Source organism: Nostoc sp. T09 (assembly GCF_002154695.1).
GTDB lineage: Bacteria > Cyanobacteriota > Cyanobacteriia > Cyanobacteriales > Nostocaceae > Aulosira.
On the sequence record NZ_MTAV01000121.1, the window covers coordinates 33,022 to 49,750 of the forward strand.

14 protein-coding genes are annotated in these 16,729 nt (G+C 42.2%); 6 read left to right on the forward strand and 8 right to left on the reverse strand.

Features of this window, described 5'->3' with window-relative positions; translation table 11 throughout:
* Positions 1-155: 155 nt before the first annotated feature.
* Entirely contained in the window at positions 156-872 is a 717-nt protein-coding gene (locus BV372_RS23190; RefSeq protein ID WP_179198201.1) for an NnrU family protein, read from the reverse strand.
* A gap of 215 nt (positions 873-1,087) precedes the next feature.
* On the opposite strand from BV372_RS23190, the gene BV372_RS23195 reads away from it, so the two are divergent.
* Positions 1,088-2,101, forward strand: coding sequence for a LysR family transcriptional regulator (locus BV372_RS23195; protein WP_086688856.1), 1,014 nt, complete (start codon positions 1,088-1,090; stop codon positions 2,099-2,101).
* A 25-nt stretch (positions 2,102-2,126) separates the two neighbouring features.
* Here BV372_RS23195 and BV372_RS35385 read toward each other — a convergent pair whose 3' ends face one another.
* Complete coding sequence (locus BV372_RS35385) at positions 2,127-2,480, reverse strand: hypothetical protein (protein WP_143845249.1); 354 nt, start codon at positions 2,478-2,480, stop codon at positions 2,127-2,129.
* A 114-nt stretch (positions 2,481-2,594) separates the two neighbouring features.
* Positions 2,595-2,723 carry a hypothetical protein gene (locus BV372_RS37810; protein WP_256973413.1) on the reverse strand — a complete coding sequence of 43 codons (129 nt, stop codon included), beginning with the start codon at positions 2,721-2,723 and terminating at the stop codon, positions 2,595-2,597.
* 234 nt (positions 2,724-2,957) lie between these two features.
* On the opposite strand from BV372_RS37810, the gene BV372_RS23200 reads away from it, so the two are divergent.
* The 3 genes from BV372_RS23200 to BV372_RS23210 all read left to right on the forward strand — a co-directional run bounded on the left by BV372_RS23200 (position 2,958) and on the right by BV372_RS23210 (position 6,674).
* Complete coding sequence (locus BV372_RS23200; protein ID WP_086688857.1) at positions 2,958-4,364, forward strand: serine/threonine-protein kinase; 1,407 nt, start codon at positions 2,958-2,960, stop codon at positions 4,362-4,364.
* A gap of 159 nt (positions 4,365-4,523) precedes the next feature.
* Positions 4,524-5,552, forward strand: coding sequence for a PstS family phosphate ABC transporter substrate-binding protein (locus tag BV372_RS23205; protein WP_086688858.1), 1,029 nt, complete (start codon positions 4,524-4,526; stop codon positions 5,550-5,552).
* Positions 5,553-5,627: 75 nt separating this feature from the next.
* The gene (locus tag BV372_RS23210; RefSeq protein WP_086688859.1) at positions 5,628-6,674 is read left to right on the forward strand and encodes a PstS family phosphate ABC transporter substrate-binding protein; all 1,047 of its coding nucleotides are present in this window, start codon (positions 5,628-5,630) and stop codon (positions 6,672-6,674) included.
* Positions 6,675-6,702: 28 nt separating this feature from the next.
* Here the strand turns inward: BV372_RS23210 and BV372_RS23215 are convergent, their stop codons facing one another.
* Positions 6,703-7,461 (reverse strand): Crp/Fnr family transcriptional regulator, encoded by a 759-nt coding sequence (locus tag BV372_RS23215; RefSeq protein ID WP_017654928.1) that lies wholly within the window; start codon positions 7,459-7,461, stop codon positions 6,703-6,705.
* Between the two features lie 221 nt (positions 7,462-7,682).
* Here BV372_RS23215 and BV372_RS23220 point away from each other — a divergent pair, with 221 nt between their 5' ends.
* Positions 7,683-8,645 (forward strand): DALR anticodon-binding domain-containing protein, encoded by a 963-nt coding sequence (locus BV372_RS23220; protein ID WP_143845251.1) that lies wholly within the window; start codon positions 7,683-7,685, stop codon positions 8,643-8,645.
* 208 nt (positions 8,646-8,853) lie between these two features.
* On the opposite strand, the gene BV372_RS23225 is transcribed toward BV372_RS23220, so the two are convergent.
* Together BV372_RS23225 and BV372_RS23230 are read right to left on the reverse strand one after the other, a co-directional pair.
* On the reverse strand, positions 8,854-9,729 hold the full coding sequence (locus tag BV372_RS23225; protein ID WP_086688860.1) for a Cof-type HAD-IIB family hydrolase: 876 nt from the start codon (positions 9,727-9,729) through the stop codon (positions 8,854-8,856).
* A 280-nt stretch (positions 9,730-10,009) separates the two neighbouring features.
* Positions 10,010-10,717, reverse strand: a complete 708-nt coding sequence (locus BV372_RS23230) for a choice-of-anchor E domain-containing protein (protein ID WP_086688861.1) — start codon at positions 10,715-10,717, stop codon at positions 10,010-10,012.
* A gap of 395 nt (positions 10,718-11,112) precedes the next feature.
* Here BV372_RS23230 and polA point away from each other — a divergent pair, with 395 nt between their 5' ends.
* Complete coding sequence (polA, locus tag BV372_RS23235) at positions 11,113-14,040, forward strand: DNA polymerase I (protein ID WP_086688862.1); 2,928 nt, start codon at positions 11,113-11,115, stop codon at positions 14,038-14,040.
* 248 nt (positions 14,041-14,288) lie between these two features.
* Here the strand turns inward: polA and BV372_RS23240 are convergent, their stop codons facing one another.
* Positions 14,289-15,788: a family 10 glycosylhydrolase gene (locus BV372_RS23240; protein WP_086688863.1), complete on the reverse strand. Its 1,500-nt coding sequence runs from the start codon at positions 15,786-15,788 to the stop codon at positions 14,289-14,291.
* A 466-nt stretch (positions 15,789-16,254) separates the two neighbouring features.
* Positions 16,255-16,650: a photosystem II protein Psb27 gene (gene psb27 / locus BV372_RS23250; RefSeq protein ID WP_086688865.1), complete on the reverse strand. Its 396-nt coding sequence runs from the start codon at positions 16,648-16,650 to the stop codon at positions 16,255-16,257.
* Between the last annotated feature and the right edge of the window lie 79 nt (positions 16,651-16,729).

Consider the following 16,729-nt stretch of genomic DNA (forward strand, 5'->3'; position numbering starts at 1 on the left):
TTTACCAGCAACTACCAATATAAATTCTTCAACCGACTACATCCACCCCCACTGACAGCTATTTGAATTTATCCTACATTGATTTGGTAGCAATTGATAAGTTGAGATTTTCATGTATTTGAGTAGTATCTTCTGATATTGGGGATCGCCTAAAGCTACCATGTTAGCCTACTAGTTGCTGCCAATAACAGGGGGTGCGACCACCAAAGCAAAGCTACAAATATGGCAACTCCTAAATAGGCAGGGCGAAGAAATTCTGACCATTTAAGACATTGACGACCTTCTATAATTGCGCGAAAAGGAATAATTGAAGTCCGTTGTTTAACAATTTCAAAGGCTTCTCCATAGCGTAGACTCAGGCGGCGATCCCCGTGCCAAACACCAAACAAGTGATGCAACACTAGCCCAATTGAGGTAATCAGGGTAAAGGAAGTACCTAGCCAAAGAGTATGGGCAACACACCAAATTATTTGTCCTACCATTTGGGGATGACGTGTGATGCGGATAATTCCCGATTCGTAAAGATAGACCTGAGGCTTTTGAATGGCGGCAATTTCTAGTAGATTGAAGGTAGCAGGATACAAAAATAAAAAGGAAATCGCTGACAGCACCCAAACTAAAATCTGCACACCTGGTACATCTTTTACCTGCCAAAGTTGCAAGCCATCATAACGGTGATTAAAAAAGTAAATAATTAATACTACAGCTAACGGCAGGCTGACTAAGGCAAATAAAATCCGATAAAGCCTTGGCCCAATGTATTCTTCTGCCCAAGGACGTAAAGCAGCTCCCCCACTGTGAGCGATCGCAAAAACTAACTGTAGCCCCAATATGACAAAATGACTGGGGGTTAACCAAGAAATCAGCATCATACTTATACGTAAGTGAAGTAAATTAAAGAAAACTTAGTACAGTACAACCAATACCACAAAGTATTTAAACGGGGACTTTAGTCAAGATGTTGTGCTACTGTCTTTTTCGAGTCAAGCTTCCAAGTTTAAGATGCAATGAATCATGCCGACCTCGCTGGGTGTGAAATGCTGATTTCTTGCCAAAGCCGCTCCTTTCTTGTTTGTGGGTTTAGCCTATGTCTGACCTTCCTTTCACTTTAGATCAGTTACGTATTCTCAAAGCGATCGCCGTAGAAGGGAGCTTCAAGCGCGCCGCTGATAGTCTTTATGTCTCCCAACCTGCCGTCAGCTTGCAAGTGCAAAATTTAGAACGGCAGCTGGATGTCCCTTTATTTGATCGAGGAGGACGTCGTGCACAATTAACAGAAGCTGGGCATCTACTTCTGAGTTACGGGGAAAAAATTCTTAGTCTGTGTCAGGAAACCTGCCGTGCTATTGAGGATTTACAAAATCTCCAAGGTGGCACTTTGATTGTCGGTGCTTCTCAAACCACTGGCACCTATCTGTTGCCCAGAATGATCGGGATGTTTAGACAAAAATATCCCGATGTGGCAGTACAATTACACGTTCACTCGACTCGCCGAACCGCTTGGAGTGTAGCTAACGGACAAGTGGATTTAGCCATCATTGGCGGCGAAATTCCCGGTGAATTAGCAGAATCTTTAGAAATGATTCCCTACGCTGAAGACGAGCTGGTGCTGATTTTACCGATCTTTCATCCCTTTAGCAAACTCGAAACTATCCAAAAAGAAGACCTTTATAAACTACAATTCATCACTCTAGATTCGCAATCGACTATCCGCAAAGTAATCGATCAAGTACTAGCACGCTGTGAAATTGATACGCGACGTTTCAAAGTCGAAATGGAATTGAATTCGATAGAAGCAATTAAAAATGCCGTGCAATCTGGTTTGGGGGCTGCTTTTGTTTCCACCTCCGCCATTGCTAAAGAGTTGCAAATGGGCGTGCTGCACTGTGCACCTATTGAAGGTGTCGTTGTTAAGCGCACACTGTGGCTGATTTTTAATCCAAATCGTTATCGATCCAAGGCAGCAGAAGCTTTTAGCCAGGAAATTTTACCCCAGTTTGCTACCCCTGGCTGGAACCATAACATGTTAAAACTGTCGCAAAAAAAATTAATGGTAAATACATTGGATGTAATGACGCCAGTCGCCACTGACGACGGTTAACCTTTGGTCTATTAGTTATTAGTCATTAGTGAGCTAGTGCTATCTTGGGAAGCCACAAACTTGGGGAGGCAGTGCGTTGCGGAGCCAGTTGCGTGGTGTTAGCGCAGCGGTGAGCCAGTCCGGTGGACGGGTTTCCCGAGGCACTCCGTTGGGCGGGTTCCCCGACTTGTAGGAAGTGCCGTCGGCATAAAGGAACCAGCGCGTTCGGTCGCCAGACTTGTAGACGCCGGAAGCGGCTTCCCGCAGGGTAGCGACTGGCGTGAACTGGCGTTCCCCGTAGGGGTTCTCGCAGAGTACCCGTAGGGTAGCGGCGTAGGAGCGACTGCCGAAAGGGTTTCCCGACTGAGCAAACTGGCGTGAGCTTGCCTCTGTGAAGCAACTGCCGTTGCTCTGCCGGCTTGTAGACGCCCGGAAGGCAGCTAATCTACCCTGTGGGAACCTTCTTCTTCTGCAAAGATGCTAACGCGGTAAGCGCAGCTATGCCCGAAGGGCTTTACGAGGGAACGAGAACGCCTAACGGCGAACCCGCAGGGTAGTAAGTGACGTGGTTTCCCCCATGAGCAACTAGCGTAGACGCCCGGAGGGCGGCTTCTCGTAGAGTACCCGAAGAGTCATGAGTCATTAGTTAAAGAGACTATTATTGCTGCACGGCAGTTAAATGTCTGTTAAAGGAAATTTATCCTAAGCTTTTGCCTGTTGCACATGTAAAGTACTTACTCTACTCTTGCCGCTTGTCAGCATCTACTAAAGCGGCTGACGCCGAAATTGCAAGGTAGGGGAAATTTATATACGCCGCGCTGTACGATGGACTACTAACTATGGACTCCTGACTATGGACTATTGACGAATAACTAAAATGGAAGTTTACTGCACTCGTCCACGCTGTCCGCGTCCACAAAACTATTTTGCGGATTTAGATGATAATACGACGCTGAAAACAGCCCAGCAAAAATACTGTACTACCTGTGGAATGCCACTAATGCTCGATGGTCGATATGTACCAATCAAGCTCCTAGGTAGGGGAGGGTTTGGAGCCGCATTTTTAGCGCGCGATCGCCGGATTCCAGGAATGCGCCAATGCGTAGTTAAGCAGTTTCAACCTACGGGGAATTTAACTTCTACTCAATTGCAATTAGCCCAGCAGTTATTTGAAAGAGAAGCAGAAGTTCTTGCACAAATAGGAAACGAACACGAGCAAATTCCTGACTTATTTGCTTTCTTTCCAATGACCATTCCCAGCTTGCATCCAGGACAGCAGGACCAGTTTTTTTATTTAGTACAAGAATATATTAATGGGCAAAATCTTGAGGAAGAATTAGCTACAAAAGGTAGATTTTCTGAACAAGAAATTTTAGAAGTACTACAAGAAATTCTCAAGGTACTCACGTTTGTTCATGACAGAGGCATTATCCATAGAGATATTAAACCCTCAAATATCATGCGTCGTCGTGATGGCAAACTCTTTCTGCTAGATTTTGGTGCGGTCAAGCAAGTGACAAATGCTCCTGCAACGTCTTCTACAGGAATTTATTCTATGGGATTTGCACCGCCTGAGCAGATGGCTGGAAATCAGGTCTTCCCATCTACAGATTTATATGCCCTGGCTGTAACTGTTTTGACCTTGCTAACTGGTCAAGAAGCAACTAAGTTATTTGATGGCTATAGTAACCAGTGGAATTGGCGAGCACAAGCTATTGTTAATCCTCGCCTAGCTAATATTTTAGACAAGATGCTCCTCTCGGCTGCAAATCAACGCTTTCAGTCAGCCCAAGAGGTATTAGATGCATTGAGAGAAATTTATACGCCACAGTTAGTACCACCTACAGAAATTCCATCTAGACCTCATGTGGTTACATCGCCACCAGTCATACAAGGTACTAGTCCTGTTGCCTCACCATCGCCACCGATTATACCAGCCTTTTCTACATGGGAATTGTTAGGAGGAGCCGCCTTTAGTGGGTTTGAAGGCGCATTAATCGCGATCGCTGGTTTCAGTCTGCTACATAACCCTATTGTTACTCTAAGTATTTCATTTGTGATTTTGGGAATACTGATTTTTGCCCAAGCGAGAAGGTGGATAGAAAAGTTAGATTTATTAATTATTCCAGGAATTACTCTTGCTATTATCTTTTTTGTGCCCTTGTTACGTGGTGAACTTAGCATTCAGCAAGTTTTGGTATTAGCAGTTGCCGCAGCTTTAGTAACTATTGCATTAACAGCACTATTTCGTCTGATTTATAAATTGCTTTCTCTGATTCTTTAAGCCCTCCCCTTTTAATAAGATTGCTTAGAGCGACTGTCCTAATTGACAAGTGGGACTTTTTGCCAAGTTTAGTAACGATAAATCATTAACCTAGTCTTAACCTAGACTAAACCTCAAAATGGGACATTGCGTTTATAGATAAAAATCAAAATAACAACTATGTCGCCAAAAAACGGGACTAATGAAACTGGGGTTTTGGTTTTAACTTTGGCGATTACACTAGGGTTAGTAGGTGGTGTATTTTGGTGGTTGGCTAACAATTCTGGTGTGATCAATAGTTTGACTATTAATCAATCCCGCCCAAATGAAGACACATTTACCCAAAAAATAAATGTTCCCTCAGGGTTGTTTAGTTATGGGGGTAGTACAACTTGGGCCCCCATCCGCAAAGAAGTAGACCCAGAAATTCAAAAGCTTTGGACTAAATATCAATTACGTTACACCGATCCCACTACTGGTGCTCCTGGTTCTGGTACGGGGATTAAAATGCTTTTAGATAACCAGCTGGCTTTTTCCCAGTCATCTCGCTCCCTTAAAGATGAGGAATACCAGAAGGCAAAACAACGGGGCTTTCAACTAAAAGAAATTCCTGTGGCAATTGATGGGATTGTGATCGCAGTTAATCCCAAGCTTCAAATTCCGGGTTTAACTCTAGTACAACTTAAAGATATTTACACGGGAAAGGTGACTAACTGGCAACAGGTGAATGGTCCTAATTTAGCGATTACACCTTATTCTCGGCGTTTAGAGGAGGGAGGCACGATCGAATTTTTTGATCAAAATATCATGGGAGGAGAAAAATTTAGTACCAATGTACAATTTATCCCGACTACAACTCAAGCCTTAAAAGAAGTTGCAAATAATCCCGGGGGAATTTACTATGCCTCTGCCCCGGAAGTCGTTGGACAATGTACTGTTAAGCCCTTACCACTAGGACGAAAATCCGATCAACTAATTCCGCCTTACAAAGAGCCTTTTATTCCCCTTCAAAACTGTCCGCAACAGCGTAATCAAATAAATGCAGCCGCTTTCCAAAAAGGTGAATATCCAATCACTAGACGGTTATTTGTAATTATTAAACAAAATGCACAAAGCGATCAACAAGCAGGAGAAGCTTACGCTAACTGGCTGCTGACAACTCAAGGTCAGGAATTAATTGTTAAAGCCGGATTTGTCAGAATTCGCTAATAAAATACCCGTAATCTAAACTACACTCTCAAGTAGTCAGTACTTGTATTTAAAAGACATACAGGCTCATGTGCTATGTCCCAAAAAAATGAAATACCTATTCTTATCTTGTCTCTAGCAATCACTGCTGGGCTAATAGCGGGTGGCTTCTGGTGGTTTACCAGAAATTCTGGCTTTAATCTCAATCAAAGTAATTCTACAAACACAAATAACCCCCAAGCTTCAATAGAAAAACTTAGCGGTAAAACCTTCATTTCTATAAAAAATGTCCCTACAGGATTATTTAACTACGGAGGCAGCACATCTTGGGCACCAATTCGATTCACAGTAGATTCAGTAATTACATCAGTGCGCCCAGAGTTTCGCTTGCGTTATGTAGAACCCAGCAAAGCAACTCCTGGTTCTGCTACTGGTATACAATCACTCATCGACGGTCAACTAGCCTTTGCTCATTCCTCCAGACCAGTTTTGGATCAAGAGTTGAGCCGTGCCCAGAAGCGTGGCTTTAGTCTCAACCAAATTCCTGTGGCAATTGATGGATTAGCAGTAGCAGTTAATCCTAGCCTAAATATCCCAGGGTTGACATTGGACCAGATCAAGTCTATTTACACTGGCAAAATTAATAATTGGAGTCAAGTGGGTGGTCCTAATATTCCAATCAAGCCTTATTCCCGCCGCATCACCGATGGCGGCACAGTAGAACTTTTTGTCCAAGACATATTGGGTGGTCAACCTTTTGGATCGCAAGTGGAATTGGTCTCCACAACCACCCAAGCTTTACAAAAATTAGCTGGTAGTCCTGGTGGTATCTATTATGCTTCTGCCCCAGAGGTGGTTCCTCAATGCTCAATTAAACCCTTGCCGTTGGGGCGGACGCAAGGGAATTACACTGCTCCCTACCAAGAACCATTTGTCCTCCCGAATGAATGTCCTGGTAAACGAAACAAATTGAACATTGAGGCTTTTCAATCTGGAAAATACCCGATTACACGCAATCTGTTTGTGGTGGTCAAACAGACTGGTCAAATCGAGCAGCAAGCAGGTGTTGCTTATGCCAACTTACTATTAACTGAGCAGGGGCAGGAACTGATTACCCAGGCTGGGTTCGTCAAAATTCGCTGACACCTGCTATTGATAGCAGATCTGAACTTTAGCTCGCTCTATTAATCGACTCTGCGGGTAAGCAAATTAGATTGTCCCCTTGGGTAAGAATTAAGCCACGTTGACGTAACTTGCCCATTAAACGGGTAACGGTAACACGAGTCGAACCGATCGCACTACCAATTTGGGCATGGGTCAGGGGGAAAGGCAGACAATAGCCGCGGATAACATCGGGATCGGTTTCGCTCATTGCAGGCTCCCCATATTCCTCAATCAACAAAGTGAGGAATCCTAAGAGTCGGTCAATTGTGCGCCGTTGTCCCAAAGCACTCAGCCACAGCAACTTACGTTGGTGCTGATATCTAAAAGCATCCATAACTTCGCGACGGAAGTGAGGCCAGTTATCCAAGTCGTGCCAGTACATCCACAGCACCGCAGTTTGGTCAACATGGGCGTAAGCCTGGAGTGTGAAAGGTGACTGAGCAACAATTTCAAACGGTTGTCCGGCTCCGACAAAACCCAAGAAAGCTTCTTCTGGAGTTCTATTGATGCGTCGAGATGTTAGTTGACTGGCAGTAGCGCTGACTTGGGCGGTTCCTACCATACGAATCGCACCCCTTTGCACCAAATATAGCAATCCAGGTCGAGCTGGAATGCGCTCATCTTTGCTGAAGGTGCGGCAGCGGTAGTGTTCTTGAGCCCAATCAAGAATGCGTTGCCAAGTCAAAAAAGGACGTGAGGCCTCTGAAAAGGAGGATGGAGATTGCATAGGTAACAAAGAGCGTTCGGCTGAAGACAAAGACGTCATAAAAAGGTGCAAGGAGTGTCTTTGTGTTGGCGAGATAGGCTTAACGCCTAAAAGCGCCAGCCATCCAAAGAATAGAAAGCAAATAACTCTCTACTCTTTTTGTTATACTTCTTACTGTACAATGATGGTAGTAAAGTTTACCCACTATTCATTGAATATTCATCAAATTTTATTCTACTCTCATTTTTCTTTATCTAGAAGAAACTTATAACTTTAGATAGATGACAGAAAATCAACAAATTGGGGATGAGGCTGTCTTCATCAATAACTACGTGCATTTTCAGCTACTAGTTAGTAAATACACAGCAACTAAGCAGTTAATATACAGCCGCATAATTAAGTTCCCAAGTGTTTATACCTGTCAGCCAGAAATGCTATGCATAAAAGACAGAAAATTTCCTCTATATAAAGCTAGAGATGCAAAAAGGATTTTATATATTTCTGGTATAGCCCTGCGGTTAGAAAAATCTCAGAATCAACAAGCTCTGATTATAGCTAATGAGATAGCCTCAGACTTATCGGCGACTTGTGGGGACGTTTTTAGCATCCAAATTGTTCCCCCAGGCTGGATTCATTTAGAATTGACTCACCCAATCTTAGCGGCTTGGTTACAAAATCTTGCTGTGGGAAGTTTGTTGGGAGGGCGGGATCAAGGTAGAACAAATAATCTTACAATTAAAAATCCACAGCACTTGTTTACTGTGCAATACGCTCATGCCCGCTGCTGCTCGCTATTGCAGCAGGCTCACCGAGAAGAACTAATTAAACTCAAGGAAGTGCTTTCAGGCACAGAAATAAGTTTTGAGCAGCAACAACCACTACTTAGCATTTCCGAGCCAGCTTTTTGGAGTATCTGCTTACCTCAGCCCATACCTTGGCTCAGCAGTGATGCAAAACTTCGCCTAAATCACCCAGCTGAAAGTCGTTTGATTGGTGAGTTAGTGCAGGTGGTGGATGATTTAGAGTGCAAGACTTTTGGCAGTGCAGTTAATTGGGAAAAAGCCGCGCTGGATTTGAGTCAAGCTTTTGAAAATTTCTGGAGCGAGTGCCGCATTTGGGGCAAGATAAAAATTACATCCCCACTACTAGCACAAGCAAGACTGGGATTGGTCATGGCTACTCAGTCTGTATTAAGGCTGTTACTCAAAGACAAACTAGGGGTTTTTGCTCCTTTAGAGTTATAAGTAAAGTAGTCTTTATTAGCATGTTATTTCTCAGTAAACCCTCTGAGGAAAGAAATATAAATTTATATAACATCTATTGACTCAATTAATCACATCGGCTATATTATCAGGTGTGTGAGGAGCGAACCAGCAGGGGCACCGAGACGAAACACGGCCAGTCGTCGGTGTCCTTTCTGATTTTATATAGGGCAAATTGTTTGGATCAGCCCTAAGATAGTAAAAATTGTTCAATTGCTACTGCGGCTCCATCTTCCTCTACAGTAGGAGCTACCCATTGAGCGATCGCTTGCACTGCTGCTGGCGCATTCCCCATAGCTATACCAACGCCAGCATACTCTAGCATTTCTAAATCATTGAAGTTATCACCAATAGTCATAACGTTAGTACTTTGCAATCCCAATAGTTCTTCTGCTAGATAACGCACAGCAGTTCCTTTGTTTACAGAGGCGTTAGTCGCTTCAAAAAAGGTGGCAACAGATGTTGTCAGGTAAAGTTCAGCAGGTGTATATTGGCGGCGCAAATTTCCTAATATCTTGTCGATCACATCGGTGTCATCACACAAAGCCAGAACTTTTGTTGGTTCATGATTTAAAGCTTGGCGCAAATCACCTACAGGAATCGCGGTGATGCCAGAACGTTCTGCGTAGATTTTGGTTTCTCTTGTTAATTCCCGCACATAAAGTTGGTCGTTGATATAGAAATGAACAGATAAGAGCGATCGCAACTGTGGTTGTTCAAAATAGTCTAGTAACTGGGATGCAATCTCTCTAGAAACAGTCAAATGGCGATGAATCTTCTGAGTAGCTGGGTCTTGAATCCAGGCTCCCTGATATGCTGCTAAGGGTAAAACAGAGCTAATTTCTTGGTGAAAGCGCAAAGCTGAACGATACATTCTACCAGTAGCGATCGCTACTTGAATTCCTCGCGCTTGTGCTGCGGCGATCGCTTGCTTTACGGGTTTGCTAATAGTGTTAGACTTTCCTGAAATTGTGCCGTCTATATCTAAAACCAGTAGTTTAATTTCTTCTGTAGCTATTGCTGGATTGCCAGTTGATGCAAAATGAGTAGCAGCTGCTTTATTCATGAATTCCCCAAGTTTTGAACTCCCAGTAAGAGGTTATACCATTTTTGATTTCAAAACAGCAGTTTATGTTGTTTGATAAACAGGCAAAAACCCGGATTAATTGAAATCCGGGTTCTATATATAGCCAACTGTCAAAAACATCTGCAAAAACAGTAATACTTAACCAATATAAAACTGGTAGTATATATCAGCTATTATGTCATCATTTGCAATGACTAACGATAGCATCAACTTGTTAATTTCTCTGGCGACAACGTAAACTCCGCCATTGACAGAAGGTCTAAAAAGTTGACATCTTGAGTCGGGTTTTCTTGCTTTTTGACAACATACCAATTCCTGCAATTAAGCCAAGCCCAAGAGCAGCAGATGGTTCAGGTACAGACTTCAATTCATCATAGTCATACGTGACTTTTATAGCTGCTTTGGCTTCTGTGGTGATGGAGGAAATCATGTTACCTGATCCTGTAACCCCTGATTGGGCTAAAGCTGAGAATAAGAATTCCAGGTTACCACCACCAATAAAAGACTGCAAAAATTGGCTATCAGTATAGGTTTTTGTATCAGATTGTGAAGCTGACAATCCCGTAACACTTTGTCCAGAAGTTCCGCCAAAATCTAGAGTGCCGTCAGATGCACCAACTTGGTAATTAAAGGAATTTTGGGGATTGAGAGCAAACAAAGACTGATTATTTAGTTTTAAGCCTAGGTTACTAGCAAGATTGACTGTTACTGGAGTTGAACTGGGACTAAGATTTTCAAATCTTGCTGTTCCCAATAAGTCCCCAGCAAATTCTATTTTTACACTCTTGAGCGTACCAAGAGAGGCATCAAACTTTTGAACACTAAGAGGTGAATCAATGATATTTGTTAGCCCAAATCCTGTGGAACTTGAACTAGTGAGAGAAGCTGCATTAGCCACTCCACTTGTAGCGACAATACCTGCGAAGGTTGTAGCAGTAGCTAAAGCCTGGAAAAATTTGGAATTCATAGACTGATTATTTTCTGAAACTATGATTGCGATATTCCTCATCTATTTCTAACTTTGAAATATTACTTTTAGCTTTGTTAAATATACTTAATTTTATATGAATGTTTTATGAAGTAAAAAGTGGAAAATAATTATTTCCCTCTTAAAAAGCTATTTGTTTAAACTTTCATGAGTAGAGCTAGCTTGAAAGTCAAAAGTTAGAATTGTACAGTCTTTTCATAACTACGGATCTTCAGTACTGAAACAGTAAGTAGTTCTGAGAAGGGTTTCCCTTTGTAAGAAACTGCGGTAGGGTATTTTGACCAGTACACAGCAATACTAGTAATAATTATGATGCTGAAGCTGCGTCGCTGTTACCTAGTTCCGAGATGTAAGCTTCTGGCTAAAATAAGGCTATGTCCCAAACTTCCTTTTCTACAACAGCAACACGTCCCACATTCATCCTCGTAGATGGACACTCACTAGCATTTCGTTCCTACTTTGCTTTTGCTAAAGGACGAGACGGTGGGCTACGTACAAAAACGGGGATTCCCACTAGTGTCTGTTTTGGCTTCATCAAATGCCTGCTAGAAGTCATGGCAACACAACAGCCACAAGCAATGGCTATAGCCTTTGATTTGGGCTTGCCAACCTTCCGTCATGAAGCCGACGATACCTATAAAGCTGATCGCCCAGGTACACCAGAAGATTTTGTACCTGATTTGAAAAATCTCCATGAGTTGCTCGCAGGCTTCAATCTGCCGATTTTTACGGCTCCAGGCTATGAGGCAGATGATGTTTTGGGAACTTTAGCACAGCTAGCCACTGCGGCTGGATATAAAGTGAAAATTCTCACAGGCGATCGCGATTTATTTCAACTCATCGATCTTGAAAAGCAAATCACTGTTCTTAATTTTAGTCCAGATGCCTGGAAACGCTCTACAAGTGGCATCACAGAATTTGAACCAGAACAAGTTCAAGAAAAGCTTGGTGTCTTACCTACACAAATTGTTGATTTTAAAGCCCTTTGTGGTGACAAATCAGATAATATTCCTGGCGTTAAGGGAATTGGTGAAAAAACAGCAGTACAGCTACTTCATACCTACGGTTCCTTAGACAATATCTATGCCCATTTAGATGAAATTAAAGGAGCAACTCAGAAAAAACTCGCAACAGGTAAAGAAGATGCTGAAAAGTCACGCTACTTGGCAAAAATAGTTTTAGATGTGCCGCTAGAAGTAAATTTAGAAGATTGTAAATTCACAGGATTTGATCAAAACGTTCTCGTACCAATTTTAGAAAAATTAGAATTCAGTCGTTTCTTAGGTCAAATCAACGAACTCCAACAAAGATTTGGGGGACAAGTTGCAGAACTTTCGGCACCAACAACAGCAGCACAACTCAGCACTGACGATGACGATGGTGATTTGTGGTTCTTTAGCGCTGCTGATACAGCAGTAGCAGCTACAAAACAGCCAGCTTCAGCAATTCAACCACAAATTATTAATACCGAAGCGAAACTCACCGAATTGGTGAACCTATTGCAAAAATTTACCAACCTAGAGCAACCTTTCGCTTGGGATACCGAAACTACAGATTTAGAACCACGAGACGCTGCTTTAGTGGGTATTGGTTGCTGCTGGGGAACAAAACCAGATGAAATAGCCTATATTCCTGTTGGTCACAAAACTGGGGAGAATCTAGAGCAAAATCTGGTGCTAGCAGCATTACGGCCAATTCTTGAAAGTGCTGATTATCCCAAAGCTTTGCAAAATGCAAAGTTTGACCGTTTAGTTCTCAGGTGTCAAGGAATAAAATTGGCGGGAGTGGTATTTGATACCATGCTAGCCAGTTACCTGTTAAATCCAGATAGTAGCCATAATTTGAGTGATTTAGCTCAAAAATATCTGGGTTTAACTGCTAAAAGTTATGTAGATTTAGTTCCTAAAGGCAAAACTATTGCTGACTTAGATATTGCTACTGTCGCAGATTACTGCGGTATGGATGTCTATTCTACATTTGGATTAGTGCCAAAGTTGCGTGAGGAACTACAGAAAATTCCAGCTTTATATCAACTAATGTTGGAAGTGGAACAGCCGCTAGAAGAAGTTTTAGCGGAAATGGAATACACAGGTGTTCGGATTAATTCAGCTTATCTCAAAGAACTTTCACAGCAATTAGAAACAGATTTGGCCAAGTTGGAAGAACAAGCTACTGAGATAGCTGGAGAAAAATTCAACTTAGGTTCTCCCAAACAATTGAGCTATATATTGTTTGAAAAATTAGGTTTAAGTACTAAGTATTCGCGAAAAATTCAAACTGGTTACTCTACAGATGCGGCGACGTTAGAGAAACTCCAAGAAATTGATCAAACTGGTTTTGTGGATGGCATCATTGAGTATCGTACTCTGTCTAAATTAAAGTCTACTTATGTAGATGCATTACCAGCATTAGTACGTCCAGATACTCACAGAGTCCATACAGATTTCAACCAAGCAGCAACATCCACTGGTAGGTTATCTTCTTCTAATCCAAATTTACAAAATATTCCGATTCGGACAGCTTTTAGCCGCCAAATTCGTAAGGCATTTTTACCAGAACCGGGCTGGTTAATGGTGGCTGCTGATTACTCGCAAATTGAGTTACGCATATTGGCTCATTTAAGTGAAGAGCCAGTTTTGGTGCAAGCATATCAGCAAAATGAAGATATTCACACTGTGACAGCAAGGTTAGTATTTGAGAAAGAAGATGTCACATCAGACGAACGTAGATTAGCAAAAACCATTAACTTTGGTGTGATTTATGGCATGGGTTCTCTGAAGTTTTCTCGTTCAACTGGCGTAGATAAAGCCATTGCTAACGAATTTATTAAGCGATTTAACGAACGCTATGCAAAAGTATTTGCATATTTGGAGCGTGTAAAAAAAGAAGCGATCGCCCAAGGTTATGTAGAAACAATTCTCGGTCGTCGTCGTTATGTTGAGTTTACCAGCAATAGTTTACGGCAATTAAAAGGCAGCGATCCAGAAGCTATTAACCTCAGTAAATTAAAAAATTTAGGTCCTTACGATGCAGGTTTACTGCGCTCCGCAGCTAATGCACCAATTCAAGGTTCTAGTGCCGATATTATCAAAATTGCAATGGTAAGACTGCATGAGGTTTTGAGTAAATATCAGGCGCGGTTGTTATTACAAGTTCACGATGAATTAGTCTTTGAAGTTCCACCCTCAGAGTGGGAAGAGTTGCAACCACAAATTAAATCAGTCATGGAAAATGCCGTGCAGTTGAGTGTGCCTTTAGTAGTTGATGTACGTGCTGGGGAGAATTGGATGGAGACGAAATAAAGAAATTGAGATATTTAGACAAATTTGCACACAATTTTTAAGTTAGCTCAAGAATTGCTTGCAGCTTTAAAAATTTGTAGTGCGGTTAAATTCTACTTTGGAAATGTTGGAGACTGGATGCGGTCTGTAGCCTAAATTGGTTAACTTGGTACTCATCTTCAACTAAGGAATAAGTTTTTAACCACTTAATTTTTCTCTATAAAGGCAGAAAATCTCCTCTACCTATCAACTCTAGAATTTTCCAGCAATTACTGATTGCGACAAAACTTGCGATCGCCATCATTTTCAGGGTATTGCCAAGAATAGGCAAAATGGCTCACTCCTTTGATTTGGGGGGCAAATTGTCGAAGCGCCTGCATTTGTGCTTCTAGAGATGGACGATTGCTAATCGAGGCTCCCCATTTACCCGCTAAGGCTGGAATCACTTGCGTACCTGGTTTTGCCATACTCAAGACCCGTTGTATTTGCGCCACAATACAACTGGCATCACCGCAAGTTGCATAAGCCATAGGATGCCATTGTAAAGAGCTAGGAAATCTATCCCAAGGCTGTAAGCGCGAATCATACCCTTGTCCTAAAGTTTGGTTACCTTCAGGGAAAAACACTGCTCCTGCGGGAATACCTTGTTGCTGTGCTGGATAACTTGCTAAGGCGACAAAATCCAGGATACCTTGCATGGCATGGGCAACAGCGAGCTGCCACAAATCCCATTGCAAAAGCGGTTGTCTGTCAATGGGATTGAGAAGAGATTTTTGCGCTGCTGACAAAGTTCGACCTTGCCATAAGGCTTCTCCTTCTTGAGGATAAAGTTGATCGACTTCAGCAATATCTGCTGCGGTTACATATCCCTTACTTAAAAAGCGCCGAATCAAATCTAGCCCTTTGTTATTTTGTGCTCGTCGAAATAAAGCTTCTTGGGTTGCTGAACTAAATAGCCATAAGTCTGTAACTTTGGTAGCTATAGAATCACTTCCTGCTTGACGCGGATAGCGCACATAGTCAAACAACAACCCATCTGGGCGACGGCGCAGTACTTCCTGCACCATTTGATAGTAGTCGCGTTTCGCCTGTGAGTTGTATGGGTCGATAAATACATGAGTGCCGTTATCCACAACATATAAGCTAGTTTGACCTTTGCCATTGCGCGCGATCGCTCCTTCTCTGTCTCGACGCTGGGCATAGCTATAGCCAAAATTGATAGTGTACATCCAGGCGTAAACCTTCAAACCCCGTTGTCGCCCTTTTTTAATCGCATTGGCGAGTAGATCTGCCTTTTCTGCACCTGGGGTACGGATCACAGAAGGCCAAATTGTCGGGTTAGCTGCTGCTGGCAAAAGTACCCGCCCATCATAAAACACTTCCAAATTAACTTGGTTATAGCCAAGGTTAACAATTCGATCCATAATTTGGTCGAGTAAACCAGGATTAATGTCACAAGGATACAAGCGCAACCAAATTGCTAGATTTTGCGGCCAGTTACGATTACGGCACTCCTTTATTTCCTGTGCATGTTGTTTTAATATCTGCTGGTAGCGCTTTTGGGCATCTGGATTGCCTCTAAGTGCTGCAAGACGTAAGTTATCTTTTTCTTTGACTGCTGTTGATGATAACTGGCAATATTCCTTGACTTGGGCTTGTACTGGTTGGGCCACAAAATTGGGAATTAAAAGGCTACTACTGAAAACAGCAGCAAGAAGGCGTCGGACAAATAACTTTGATTTTGTAACTTTCAAGGAACGGTTAAACATACTTCAAGGTAGCAGGGCAAAATACTAAACTTCTTGTAGAAGTTAGGTAAAGCATAAAGATAAAGTCAAGGGTAAAAAAATAAAATTTTCCTTGCCCCATAACCCTTTCCCTATCACTTACCAAAAGTACTTGTACAAGATGTCTGATCGTCAACCTCAAATTACATTAGCTGAGGGTGATGCGGATCAAATTCTATATTCAAAAAATAGGGGTTTTGAAGCCTATTTTTCCAAGACTCTCAAACCCCTATTTCTGTTGCCGTATTTTGTTATTTGGTTAAGTTCTAGGAGATACTCAGGTAATTTCCCAATTTCTGGTTATTTGCTTTCTCGTCAATGATAATACCTGGCATATATGTAAATCAAAAGTCAAAATTTAAAAGCTGTTTACCTGATGAAACTAAACTTAACAAATTAGTCAAGAGCCTGAATCAAGTTAGGACTCTTGACTCTGTTTTGTGGAGAGTTAAGCACCGCGCTTCAACGCCGTCTCTACCTGATTAAACTCCTTTTCTAAGCGATCTTTGAGTTTTTGTGGCACAGGACGATTGGGATAAGAACTGTAGTGTCCTGCTAGAGAGTTTAAGGCTGTTCGCATGGTAGTAAAGGAGCTCAAACCAGAAACAGAGTTAGCTCGCTGGTAGCGAGCTGAAAAGTCATTTATTTTTTGACGCGCTTCTGCTTGAACTGCTGCTTTATTTGGTGAATCTTCTGATATTTCTAGGACATTTCTTAAAATCTGGACTACCGCTAAGGTGTCTTGACGATAATCCCCTGTCAAACTATCAGGACTAGAACAGCCCATTAAGCTGATGGCTACAACTAAAACCAGGGCAAGCAGACGCGACCAATAGCGCTTCATAAGCATTTAGTGAAACAACGCATAAATCAACGTCCATAGTATCTTGGATTGGTATCTTGGGGATCATTCAAAGTGCTAA